Source organism: Bradyrhizobium sp. USDA 4474, from assembly GCF_054057515.1.
Map to the genome: position 1 here is coordinate 123,143 of NZ_JBSRZJ010000002.1, position 12,105 is coordinate 135,247.

At 65.1% G+C, this 12,105-nt stretch carries 7 protein-coding genes; all 7 read right to left on the reverse strand.

The window, feature by feature from the left end; translation table 11 throughout:
* Window positions 1–8: 8 nt before the first annotated feature.
* A complete protein-coding gene (locus ACVW16_RS02245; RefSeq protein ID WP_456703784.1) occupies window positions 9–2,585 on the reverse strand; it encodes a caspase family protein in 2,577 nt (858 codons plus the stop codon).
* 164 nt (window positions 2,586–2,749) lie between these two features.
* Complete coding sequence (locus ACVW16_RS02250; protein ID WP_456735277.1) at window positions 2,750–3,490, reverse strand: carbonic anhydrase; 741 nt, start codon at window positions 3,488–3,490, stop codon at window positions 2,750–2,752.
* A 147-nt stretch (window positions 3,491–3,637) separates the two neighbouring features.
* Window positions 3,638–7,141 (reverse strand): DNA polymerase III subunit alpha, encoded by a 3,504-nt coding sequence (gene dnaE, locus ACVW16_RS02255; RefSeq protein WP_456735278.1) that lies wholly within the window; start codon window positions 7,139–7,141, stop codon window positions 3,638–3,640.
* Between the two features lie 502 nt (window positions 7,142–7,643).
* A complete protein-coding gene (locus ACVW16_RS02260; protein ID WP_456703787.1) occupies window positions 7,644–8,363 on the reverse strand; it encodes an outer membrane protein in 720 nt (239 codons plus the stop codon).
* A gap of 410 nt (window positions 8,364–8,773) precedes the next feature.
* Entirely contained in the window at window positions 8,774–9,589 is an 816-nt protein-coding gene (locus tag ACVW16_RS02265; RefSeq protein ID WP_456735279.1) for a transglutaminase domain-containing protein, read from the reverse strand.
* 45 nt (window positions 9,590–9,634) lie between these two features.
* Window positions 9,635–10,567 (reverse strand): dihydrodipicolinate synthase family protein, encoded by a 933-nt coding sequence (locus tag ACVW16_RS02270; RefSeq protein ID WP_456703789.1) that lies wholly within the window; start codon window positions 10,565–10,567, stop codon window positions 9,635–9,637.
* Between the two features lie 193 nt (window positions 10,568–10,760).
* Entirely contained in the window at window positions 10,761–11,921 is a 1,161-nt protein-coding gene (locus tag ACVW16_RS02275) for a serine hydrolase domain-containing protein (RefSeq protein ID WP_456735280.1), read from the reverse strand.
* Window positions 11,922–12,105: the final 184 nt, after the last annotated feature.

A 12,105-nucleotide genomic window follows, 5' to 3' on the forward strand; every position in this document is an offset into this window, starting at 1 on the left:
CCTGCCCGCTAGCATTTGGGCTGGTTCGGAGCGCACTTTTTCGGGGCCGGAGCCGCGGGGCGCGGCGGCGGCGGGGCCGGATGCGGCGGCGGAGCTACAGCCATCCGGGGCGGCGGCGGAGGTGCCGGCCGGGCTACGGGGGGCGGCGGCGCGGGCCGAGCGGCTGCAACCGGCGGGCGCGGCGGCGGAGGCGGTGCGGCCACCCGCGGCGGCGGGGCTGCCACCCGCGGCGGAGGCGGAGGAGTCGGCCTTGCGAGCGCCTGCGGGTGCGGCGCTGGCGGCGGCGGCCTTGTGACCTGCGCGGGCGATGGTGTTGCAGGCCGCTGCCCCTGCGGCTTGATCTGCTCGCGCGCGGTGACCGGCGGCGAAGGCTGCGTCGGCTTCCCGTTGGTCACATTGGTCGTGGTCACGCCCGGCTTGCCCGCCGGGGTCAGCTTGGTCTCGCCGGGCTTCACCGGCGCATTGGCCGTATTGCCGGGATTGACCGTATTGGCATGCTCCTGGACGTTCGGCCGCGCTCCTCCGCTAGGCGGCGCATTTGAAGGCGGCGTCTGCGGCGTGAGCTTGGCGTTGGCGGGCTGCGAGTTGCTACCCGGTTTGGCGGTTGCGCCAGAGCCGCCGATGGGGTTCGTCGTCGATGAAGACGTGCCCGTGGCCGCCGTTCCCGTCTGCGGCGCGCCCTTGATGGCGGGCGCGGTCTGGCCGGGCACGGGCAAGGAGTGGCCGGCCGGCTGACCGGCCTTGGTATCCGCCGTGCTCGGCGCGGTCGCCGTCAGCGGATTGGCCTTGCCTCCGGCCGTGGGAGCGGTTGCGTTGCCGGTCGCCGGAGCGCCGGGGGCACCCGCCTTCGTCGTGGCATTGCCGGTGCCGGGCGCGCCCGCCGGACTTCCCGCAGCAGCGTTGCCGGTCTGCGTCGTGACTTGGCTCCTTGTCTTGAAGGCTGCCCCGCCCGCCTTCGTCGTCGGATCGACCGCAACAGTCTTGGGGAGCGGAGCCTTATTTTCCTGAATCAAGGTTGCCTTTTGAACCACGGTCGGCGGCACAGCCGTCATTGCCCCGAGAGGCTTTCCCGATGCCGCCACCGTCGTGGTGATGGCTGGATCGCCTGCTGCCGTTGCCGCTGCCGGTGCCGCGGGCTGGTTGATCACGGTGTTGATGACCGTGGTATTATGAATGTTGTTGACGATGATGTTGTTCGGCGGCGGCGCGACATAGGCCGGCGGGTTGTAGAACGCCGGGATCGGCACGAACACCGGCTGCGGCAGCACGAACAGGCCGACCACGGGCAGCGGGGGCGGCAGCACGACGAAATCCTCCGGCGGCGGCGGGCAGAAATAGACCGGCGGCGGTGGAGGCGGTGCAAAACCGAAATCGGGATCGCTGAAATACAACACGGGACGGTCCACATAGACCACCTCGGCCGGCGGCGGCGGCGGCACGTCATAGTCCATCATCGCGAAACTCGGCGGCGGCTCGAGCGGCGCGGTCAGGATCGCGAGCCGGCGCCGTGCATCACCCGCATGCGGCCCGCGCGGATAGCGGCGCAGGTACGACCAGTAGGCGTCCGGTGTATCGGCGCGATAGCTTCGCCGCCAGGTGATCGCCTCGCGGCGCGCCGCCACGATGGCCATGACGCGCTTCGCCATGGGGTCGCCGGGATAGGCTGCGAGAAAATCCTCATAGGCCGGCAGCGTGTCGCGCTCGAGCGCGGCCGCATAGGCGTCCTGGGCGCCGAGATCGCGGATCGGCTTGTTGCGGATCGCAGCGACCTGGTCGGGCGCGGCCTGCGGCGGCGGGGCGTCGGGCGCGCGATCGAAGAAGCTGAACGGCGCGGAGATCTTCTGGTCGTCCCAAGGTACTTGCGCGCCCTTGGAGTTCTCATTGACGCGCAGGCGGACGCGGTCGAACACCTCCGGCAGCGACAGCCCGCCGGTGCGGATCATCTCCGCCAGCGACTGCGCATAGATGCCGTATGGTCCCGGCTCCTCGGGTGCCACCGTGCCCGGCGCCGCATTGAAGGCGATCAGCATGTTCGGATCGGGCTCGACCAGCGCCAGCCCGCTGGCGATCGGCTGCTGGCCGCCTTCCACGAAGGGCTGCGCGCGCGCGGCATCGAGCACGATGATGTTGGCCTTGAGCGGAATCGCGGCCAGCTGGCGGGCATAGTCGCTGATGCGCAGCGCCTCGGTCGGAATGTCGGTGTCGCGCGTGATGTTGGAATCAACAGGGATGAAATAGTTCTCACCGGCCAGCTGCACGCCATAGCCGGACAGATAGACCATCGCGACGGTGCCGGGCCCCGAGGCCTGTGCCTTCTGGATGAAGTCGTGAAGACTCTTGCGCAGCGTGTCGCCGTCGAGATCGCGGGCGCCCACCACGTCGAAGCCGGCCGCTTGCAGCGTCTGCGCGATCAGCCCTGCATCGTTGGCGGTGGTCGCCAGCGGCGACTTCGAATAGGCGCCGTTGCCGACGACCAGCGCGATCCGCTTTTCCTGCTGTTGCGCGCGCGCCGGACCAAGCGCGCCGGCAACGAGGAGGATCGGCAGAAGGAAGCAGATGAAGACCTTGTTGTATGTCCCGCGCATGGCTCGCTTGCCCGTTATTGTTGTCGAGATATCACCACGCATGAGACGCGCGACCGGCTGAACGGCGCTTGAACGAAAGGCTCGGATTGAGGCGGCGGCATGGCGCAGCTCCACGTGCGGCGGCTCGTGTCAGCTCCTGGTAAGCATCGACGTCGGCTCGAGCTTCAGGCCTGCGCAATCGGCTCCACTGTTCCCGTCCTCAGCCGGTAGACGCCGCCTGATATCTTCAGCTTGCCCTGCTCGACCGCCGCGTTGAGGATCGGCGCAGCCGATTTCAGCCTTGCGACATTGTCGATCACGTTCTGCCGGATCGCCTTGTCGAGCACCTGCCCGCCCTGCTGCATCGCGGCCTTGGCGGCCGGCGCGATCGCATCGACCAGCGAGGGAATGTGTCCCGGCGGCGGCTTGTCGTCCTTGATCGCCTTCAGCGTCGCATCGACCGCGCCGCAAGCATCATGGCCCAGCACGAGGATCAGCGGCGTGCTGAGCACGGCGACGGCGTATTCCATGCTGGCGATCGTCTCGGCGCCGGCAAAATTGCCCGCGACGCGGCAAACGAAGAGATCGCCGCGGCCGGTGTCGAAGGCATATTCCGGCGCGATGCGCGAGTCGGCGCAGCTCAGCACCGCCGCGAACGGATTCTGCCCGCCCGCCAGCGCCTCGCGCTCATGCCTGAAATCATGGCGCCTCGTTACGCCCTCGACATAGCGCGCGTTGCCCTCCATCAGTCGCTTCAACGCCGCGTCGGGCGACAGCACGTTCTGCGGTTTCGGCGGCGCCTTGTTGTCCTTGGCGAAGGCGCGGCCGGCGAAGGCCATACTCAGCGCCGAGGCGGCCAACAGCATCGCGGACCGACGTGACGGGCCCACCTGGTTGAAGCGATCTTGAGAGCATCGGTCGCACATTGTCGGCTCCTCCGCCGTTGCAGAGACATCAGCGCAGACCCGTTGTTTTACATCCGAACATCATTGCCCGGAGCCATGCTAGCCGGAAACATCGTCCGGTTGCAACGGCACGATCGCACCGACCGCGCCGCGTTCGCGACGAAACGCCTAGATCTGCTGCACGTCCACCACGCCGGCCACCGCCTTGATGGCGCCGGCGATCTGCGGCGAGACCTTGAAGCGGCCGGGCAGCCTCATCTCGACCTCGGTCTCGAGGTCGAGCATCATCACCAGCGTGACCTCGCCGTCGCCGTTGGAGCGCGGCGCGATGGCGGGACTGCCGATCTTCGGCGCCGCGCCATTCGCGCCCGCAGCTTCCGGTCCGGCCAAACGCTTGGCGATCGAATCGAGCGGCTTGGTATCGCGCAGGAAGATGCGCAGGCCCTTTTGCGTCTTGGCTGCAGCATCATCCAGCGGCTCGGCATGCAGCACGCGGGCGCGGACGTCTTCACCCTGCAATTCGGCGCCGAGCTGGAGCAGCACGGCGGCGCCCGGCTCGAGCACGTCGCGATATTGCGCCAGGCCCTCGGAGAACAGCACGGCCTCAAAGTGGCCCGTGGGATCAGACAGCCCCATGATACCCATCTTGTTGCCGGTCTTGGTGCGGCGCTCCATGCGCGACACCACTGTGGCCGCGACCTTGCCGGCGGTGGCGCCGGTCTTCACCGCGCGCGAAAACTCGGCCCAGCTCTGCACGCGCAGCCGCTTCAGCACGGTGGCGTAATCATCGAGCGGATGGCCCGACAGGAAGAAGCCGACGGCGTCGTATTCGCGACGAAGCTTTTCGGCCGGCAGCCACGGCTCGATCTGCGGCAGCATGATGGTCGGCGCATCCGCCGACATGCCGAACATGTCGTTCTGGCCGATGGTCTCGGCCTGATGCGCGCGCTGGCAGGCAGCCAGAATCGAGTCCGCGCCGGCGAATACGCGGGCGCGGTTCGGCTCCAGCGTGTCGAACGCCCCGGCGGCCGCAAGACTTTCGATGATGCGCTTGTTGATCGCACGCGGATTGACGCGCGCGGCGAAGTCGGCGAGCGAGGTGAACAGCCCCCGCTTGGTCCGCTCCTCGATGATCTGCTCGATCGCCTGGATGCCGACGCCCTTCAGCGCGGCCAGCGCGTAATAGATGACCTTGTCGCCGACCTCGAAGGTCGCGCCGGAACGATTGATGTTCGGCGGCTCGACCTTGATGCCGAGGCGCTGCGCCTCGGAGCGGAATTCCGAAAGCTTGTCCGTGTTGTTGAGGTCGAGCGTCATCGAGGCTGCGATGAACTCCACCGGATAATGCGCCTTCATGTAGGCGGTGTGGTAGGACACCAGCGCGTAAGCCGCCGCGTGGCTCTTGTTGAAGCCGTAGTCGGCGAACTTGGCGAGCAGTTCGAAGATGGTCTCGGCCTGCCCTTTCGGCACGCCGTTCTTCACCGCACCCGCAACGAAGATGTCGCGCTGCTTGTCCATCTCGGCGCGGATCTTCTTGCCCATGGCGCGGCGCAGCAGGTCGGCGTCGCCGAGCGAATAGCCCGACATCACCTGCGCGATCTGCATCACCTGTTCCTGGTAGATGATGACGCCGAAGGTCTCCTTGAGGATCGGCTCGAGCACCGGGTGGAGATATTCCGGCTCCTCATCGCCATGCTTGCGCGCGCAATAGGTCGGAATGTTCGCCATCGGGCCCGGGCGATACAGCGCCACCAGCGCGATGATGTCCTCGAAACGGTCGGGACGCATGTCGACCAGCGCGCGCCGCATGCCCTGGCTTTCAACCTGGAACACGCCGACCACCTCGCCGCGCGCCAGCATCTGGTAGCTCTCGGCATCGTCGATCGGCAGCGTCGCGAGATCGACATGGATGTTGCGCGGCTTGAGCAGCTTCACCGCGACGTCGAGCACGGTCAGCGTCTTCAGGCCGAGGAAGTCGAACTTCACGAGACCGGCCGGCTCCACCCATTTCATGTTGAACTGGGTCACCGGCATGTCCGACTTCGGATCGCGGTACATCGGCACGAGTTCGCTCAAGGGGCGATCGCCGATCACGATACCGGCTGCGTGGGTCGAGGCGTGACGCGTCAGGCCTTCGAGGCGCTGCGCGATGTCGAAGGCGCGCGCCACCACGGGATCTTCGTCGCGGAACGCCTGAAGTTTCGGTTCGCTCTCGATTGCGGCCGCCAACGTCACGGGAGCCGCCGGATTCTGCGGCACGAGCTTCGTCAGCTTGTCGACCTGCCCATAAGGCATTTGCAGCACGCGGCCGACGTCGCGCAGCACGCCGCGCGCCTGCAGCGTACCGAAGGTGATGATCTGCGCAACCTGGTCGCGGCCATAGCGCTCCTGGACGTACTTGATCACCTCGCCACGGCGGTCCTGGCAGAAGTCGATGTCGAAGTCCGGCATCGAGACGCGTTCCGGATTGAGAAAGCGCTCGAACAGCAGGCCGAACTTGATCGGATCGAGGTCGGTGATGGTCAGCGCCCACGCCACCAGCGAGCCTGCGCCGGAACCGCGGCCCGGCCCGACCGGGATGCCCTGCGACTTCGCCCATTTGATGAAGTCGGACACGATCAGGAAGTAGCCCGCGTACTTCATGCGCATGATGACGTCGAGTTCGAACGCCAGGCGCTTGCTGTAGTCCTCCTCCGTCGTGCCCTGCGACAGGCCGTGCACGCGCAGACGATTGGCGAGCCCCTCCTCCGCCTGCCGCTTCAATTCGGCCGCCTCGACCGCGGCGGCGTCCGTGCTCGCAGCGGCACCAACCGTGAAGAACGGCAGGATCGGCTTGCGCGTCATCGGGCGGAATGAGCAGCGCTCGGCGATCTCCACGGTGGAGGCCAGAGCCTCCGGAATGTCGGCAAACAGCACCGCCATCTCGGCGCGCGTCTTGAAGCGGTGATCGGGCGTGAGCTGCTCGCGCTCGGTCTCCGCGATCAGCCGGCCGCCCGCGATGCAAAGCAGCGCATCATGCGCCTCGTAATCGTCGGTCGTCGCGAAATACGGCTCGTTGGTCGCGACCAGCGGCAGACCTTTCGAATAGGCGATATCGATCAGCCCGCTCTCGACCCGCCGTTCCTTGTCGATGTTGTGCCGTTGCAGTTCGACATACAGGCGATCGCCGAACAGGCCGGCGAGACGTTCACAGCGCGCCGCCGCGATTTCGGCCTGCCCCGCAGCCAGCGCGAGCGAGATCGGCCCCTCGGGGCCGCCGGTCAGCGCGATCAGGCCTTCGGTCTCGCCGTCGAACCAATCAAACTTGATGAACGGGGCGTGGCTGTCAGGCGATTCGAGGAAGGCGCGCGAATTCAGCCGCATCAGGCTGCGATAGCCGCGCTCTTGCGCGGCCAGCAGCACCACGCGCGAAGGCGGCAGTGCGTTGCGCGCGTTCGGTTCCTGGTCGCCGAAATCGATCGCGAGCTCCAGGCCGACGATCGGCTGGATGCCGTACCCCGCCATCTTGTCGGAGAATTCGAGCGCCCCGAACAGATTATCCGTGTCGGTCAGCGCCAGCGCTGGCTGGTGATCCTTCTTGGCGAGTTCACCGAGCTTGGCGATCTTGATCGAGCCCTTGAGCAGCGAATAGGCCGAGTGAACGTGAAGGTGGACAAATCCGGCGCTCGGCATGGTCGCGTGATGGCCTCTTGTGAGATCTGGGAACGGTCGCCAGCGTCAGGAGCGTGATGTACCCGCCGGCCGACTCGCCTCCCAATCGTGGGGGCTTGCCCCGCCAGAGTCCACGCCAGAGCCGCCGATCGGCCGTCTCATCCCGCTTTTCCCCAAGGGCCATGTGAGGGAGTTCCCCGACCACCGGTTTGCAAAACCGCTGCTCCAGCGTGGCGGCATCAGAGCTGCGGTATGACCTGGGCCCAGATCGCGATCATTCCGACAAACAGCGCGATCGACGTCAGTGCAGCGGCTTCTTCCACGAAAATCCTGAACATGGCTTGCTCCATCACCAGAACGTATGAAGAACATTGTTCTCATTTTGTTCTTTGGAGTCAAGCCGTCTCGGTCGCGCCCCAATGGAATGGTTAACTCGCTGAATTTACGCAATAAAAAAGCCCCGGCGCAAGGCCGGGGCTTTCGACATCAGCTTCTTGCGAAGCGATCAGTCTCAGTCGGTTGCTCAGTACCTGGCGATCGCCGGGCCGCCGAACTTGTAGTTCAGGCGGACGAGGCCCATGTCGACGTCCTGACGGATGTGATCGGTCTGAATGCCGGCGAAGGTGACGTCCTTGTCCGACAGGAAGATGTGATTGTACTCGACACCAACCGACCAGTTCGGAGCGAAGCCGACCTCGAGGCCTGCACCGACGGTGCCGCCCCAACGGGTGTCGCTGACGGAAGCAGCGGTCACGCCGCCGAAGCGGAGTTCATTCTTGGTGCCAACAACAGCCGCACCACCCTTGGCGTAGAGCAGGACGTTGTTCCAGGCGTAGCCGATCTGACCGGTGATCAGGCCGAACGAATCGATCTTGGAGCGATCGGTGAAGCCGGTGAGCCCGCTGACATTGTCGCCGGAGAAGTCGGCCCAGTTGCCCTGGCCTTCCACACCGAACACCCACTGCGCCGACTGCACGCGGTAGCCAACCTGGCCACCGACGGTGCCGCCCGTGGCGTTGTGGGAACCTTCGCCGCCAACCAGCGGAGCGCGCTGATCCCAGGTCGTGTGAGCCGAAGCGCCGCCGCCGTTGATACCGATGTAGAAGCCGCTCCAGTCATAGACCGTGGCGATCATCGCGGGCGCCTTGGTGTAAGGCCGCGCAGCGAGGTCAGCAGCCAGCGCCGGTGCAGTCGCGGTGATCGCGACAAGGCTCACAGCTGCGAGCAACAAATTCTTGTTCATTTGATTCCCGTTCCAAGTTTCGTCGTTAGGCCCCCGGGCCGTGGCGACGTCATAACAGCGATCGACGGAATTGCTGTAACCTGACCGCAACAGTTCGCTCCAAAGGGCCGGGCTTCATTAACGAAGGTTTAGCGGCGCAGCCGCGGAACCCTGTGAAACAAGCCTCTTCAGCAGTTCCAACCTCATCCGCGCGACGTGCACTGCGTGCACGCCTAACAGCGTCGCGCGCACGATTCTGTGATGGGGAAAGTCTTGGTTTCCACTCCCCATTGTCGCCACATTTTCGCTCTTCTTCGCCACATTCGCGTTCACCTCGAACGTGACCACGCGACGCGCGCAGCTTTCTGCACGATTGCACTCTCGCCGCTCGCTGCGCGTCGAGGAGCAAAGCGCATGGCGTGCCGCCCCTCTTATTGCCAGGGCGGAGTGCGCAACGATGACGCGATCTCGACGGCGCCCTCCTCGCCGCGCTGCGCCAGACCATCGCAGAGCAGCAGCTCCGTTTCGCTCAGCGTCAGGTGCGGTTCGCATGCCGAGCGCCAGCTATCCCAAGCCGAGGTCTCGCGCTTGGCGAGCGCGAGCAGATCACGCACCAGGTTGACGCGCACAAAAAACAAGCCTGCCGTCGTTCCGTGACCCAGCTGCTCCGGATCGATCGCGCCGGTTCGGCATCGTTGCCACGCTTCGATACCGGTGATGAACGCCGAGCGTGGCACGTCGGTCGGCTCAAAATCGAATTTCAGAAAGGTGCGATGGGGCTCGTCGAGTTCGGCATCGACCAGGACCCAGCGTTGCTCGGCTTTCGCCCAGTACTCGCACACCCAATGATCATGATAGGCATGCCCGGTGAAGTACCTGCCGAAACCGCAGCGGACGCGGGCTGGCACACGGTGATGCCGCAAAACCGCGCATAGCATCAATGAAAAGTCCCGGCACGTTGCCAAAGCTCTCAACTCGCCTGGCCGCGCGATCGTCAACGGTCGCGGGTCGATCGCCAGCAACTGATCCAGACGATCGGACACAGGCAGCGTGGTACGGCTTTGACCGATGAACGCAGCGGGGTTGAAGCCCTGCCTCTCGATCCACGCCTCGTGGACGAGCAGGCCGTGCAACATGCGACACAACGCCGGGATATCCGGCGGCAGGCCGCTGATCACAGTCGCATGAGCGCCCGGATCGGTCAGCGCGCTGTGGCCGGTGTAATAGTCGGGAGACGTTTCACTCATTCAGGACCTGTCCAGCCAGGGTCAGCTGTTCATATCGGTTCTCGCTTAGTCCGCCGCCGCGATCTTCGCGCGGAAAGCCTCCTGTCCCTCCACGATCTTGTCGATCAGTGCATCGAGCGCCCAGAAGCGTTCTCTGATATCGAAATCGACCGCCCGGGTCTCGATGCGGGCAAAGGTGCCGAGACGCTGGTGATAGAGTTTTGCAAGTTTCGGATAACCCATGGGCTCCGCCATCGCAGCGAGCGCCAGGTAAACCGAAAGCTCGTTCGCGAGCACCGGATGCTTGTGGTGTTGCGTCAGCAGCCATTTGTAGAGATCAGGGTGGAAGTTCGTGAACACGCCGGTGAACCCGGGAGCCCCCGACTTCATCGCGTCAAAGGCGATCGCGGCATTGGCGTTGACGATCGTGAGCGGGGAGCCGTTCGCCAGCTTGACCCGGCGCTGCACGGTCGGCAGGTCGCACGAGACGTCCTTGAGAATGGCAAAGCGGCCGCTGTCGGCGCAAAAGGCCAGCTCGTCGTCGGAGAGAAGCCGGCGGAACGGAGCCGGGCATTCATAAAGGCCGAGCGTGATGTCCTTGGGCAGCCGGTCGAGCAGCCAGCTCAGATTGTCGGTGAAGTCCGTCTTTGCCGGATCGTGCGAGGCCAGACGGTTCGTCACCAGCACCAAGCCGTCGACATCGGTCTTCGCGATCGACGAGAGCTCCGTGAGCTGGTCTTCCCTGGACTCGCTGATATGGCCAGAGGCGATGACCGGAAGCCGGCCGGCCGCGGTCTTGGCCACGAACCGCGCCAGCGCGACGCGCTCCTCCAGTGTCAAGAACTGCATCTCGCTCGACTGCGCGACCGCGAACAGCGCGTCGGCACCGTTAGCGATGTACCATTCGATCAGCCGTTCGAGGCCGGAATAGTCGATCGTGTTCGCTTCGGTGAATGGCGTCAGCATCACGGGAATGATGCCCTTGAGAGCGATGGTCACAGGCGAGCTCCAAATGGCGAATCTGGCAGCGGCTGCGCTGCCGGTTCGCGAGTATAGATCAAACGGTCAGTGGGGTCCGCAGCGGCAACGCAGCGCCGCTGCGGACGCCAGTTATTCGCCGACGATTTTCAACCTACTCCGAAAGCTGGTCGTTTCGCAAAGAGGTTACGGCCTGCAAGCCTGCGCTTCGCGTTCAGGCCGGAGGCGAGATCGCCTGCAAGACATCCCTGAACACGCCGAACTGCACTTTGGCAGCTTCAGGGCTATAGTCCTGATAATATCCCGCGGTCACCGCGACCACGAGGTCGAGCTCCGGGACGATGCGGATCGACTGGCCACCTCTGCCCTGCGCGGCAATCGATTGGACGACCCGCCCATTGAGCCGGGAGCTCCGCAGCCACCACAAATATCCATAGGACTGACCGTCGGTCGCCCTCAGCTTCATTGTGGTCGACGCCTCGATCCATGCCCTGGACACGATTTGCCGATCGTTCCAGCGACCGCCCTGAAGGACGAGCTGGCCGATCTTCGCCATGTCGCGCGGCCGCAGGCGCAATCCGCCTCCGGCATCGCTGTCTCCTTTGAACCTGCTCCACTCGAATTCGGTGATGCCTAGGGGATCGAACAGCACGCGACGCGCGAATTCATCGAGCGGACGGCCGGTGGCTTTGCGGACGATCGCGGAGACCAGCGCAAGTGCGCCGGTGTTGTAGAAGAACTCCTGGCCGGCCAGTGCGGTCACGGGAAGGCCGAGGACGTAGCGACAGGCATCCGGCGCCATGTGCATGCGCACCTCGTCGTTGTCGTCGCCCGTCGCCGGAGTTGCCTCCACCCATTTCAGACCCATCGACATCGTGAGCAAATGTGAGAGCAGGATGCGATCCCTGTCCGGGGACCGCAGGTCGGACAATTCGGGGAAGAAGCTGAAGACCGGCTCCTCGATGCTGCGAATGAGCCCCTGGTCGAGCGCGATCCCGACGACCAGCGACGCCACGCTCTTTGAGCACGATTTCAGATTATGCAGCGTATCGGCATCAAAGCTGACATCAGTGACGCGGACGCCGAAGAAGCGACTGGGGACCTCATCGGCCCCCCTGAAGTACCGCTCGAACAGCAATCTGCCACGCCGAGCGACCAGCACGGCATGGATGTTGGCGCCCGAGCGTTCGAGCCGACCGGCGATCCTGCACAGCGCGGCCTGATCGACATCGTCGTCTTCACTGGCAGAGGGAACAGACCAGCCGTCGTCACGCTTGGCGGGAGCCGGACAATTGGCCTCGGCAAAGACCGGCACCGCCGCGATCGGCGTCAGGGCTGCCCCGCCGAGCAGCGACATGAATCGCCGACGCTTCATCCCGTCCTCTTGACCTTGTCTTTGATGGCCGTGTCGGCGCGTCATTCCCTGAGAGGGAGCACTTATGCGGCAGGTTGTGCCATCAATCTGCCTCAACTGCAATGGGCTGACCCGCCATCAAGCGCTGCACAGGGCGGCTCTCGCTGTCGCCAACCTTCCACGGGGAACTCCGAGATCGAAATAA

Coding starts and splice junctions, on each gene's coding strand:
- ACVW16_RS02275 (WP_456735280.1), bottom strand. CDS start 11,921: ATGAAGCGTCGGCGATTCATGTCGCTGCTCGGCGGGGCAGCCCTGACG.
- ACVW16_RS02250 (WP_456735277.1), bottom strand. CDS start 3,490: ATGTGCGACCGATGCTCTCAAGATCGCTTCAACCAGGTGGGCCCGTCA.
- ACVW16_RS02245 (WP_456703784.1), bottom strand. CDS start 2,585: ATGCGCGGGACATACAACAAGGTCTTCATCTGCTTCCTTCTGCCGATC.
- dnaE (WP_456735278.1), bottom strand. CDS start 7,141: ATGCCGAGCGCCGGATTTGTCCACCTTCACGTTCACTCGGCCTATTCG.
- ACVW16_RS02265 (WP_456735279.1), bottom strand. CDS start 9,589: ATGAGTGAAACGTCTCCCGACTATTACACCGGCCACAGCGCGCTGACC.
- ACVW16_RS02260 (WP_456703787.1), bottom strand. CDS start 8,363: ATGAACAAGAATTTGTTGCTCGCAGCTGTGAGCCTTGTCGCGATCACC.